The 268-nt window shown below is 68.7% G+C and carries 1 pseudogene; it reads left to right on the top strand.

Features of this window, described 5'->3' with window-relative positions:
* Nucleotides 1-222 (top strand): annotated as a pseudogene (locus tag ACQG3P_RS19895) (hypothetical protein); the annotation flags it as partial.
* Nucleotides 223-268: the final 46 nt, after the last annotated feature.

Below are 268 nucleotides of genomic sequence, written 5' to 3'. Positions count from 1 at the left end.
CTCGGCGACCAGGCGCTGCCGTCGCTCCGCCCCGCGCCCACGGGCCAGTGGTACGACAACCCCGCCCAGAACCTCGCTGAAGACCCGCAGTACCTCTGCCCGGGCCTCGCAGCCGAAGACGAAGCGGAGATCCGCCGGCTCGCGCTGGCTGCGTTCCGCTCAGCCTGCTGCTGTGGCTGGGTCCGAGTTGTCGTGACGCTTGCCCTCTTCTGCTGCGAGTGATTGGTTCTCGACTTGTTCTCGGCGCCGGGCATGACCAGCCATTCGC

This window comes from Stenotrophomonas sp. SrG, from assembly GCF_050031795.1.
Taxonomy (GTDB): domain Bacteria; phylum Pseudomonadota; class Gammaproteobacteria; order Xanthomonadales; family Xanthomonadaceae; genus Stenotrophomonas; species Stenotrophomonas rhizophila_A.
Note: the sequence above shows the minus strand (reverse complement) of the source record. Positions and strands in the feature narration are given on the sequence as shown.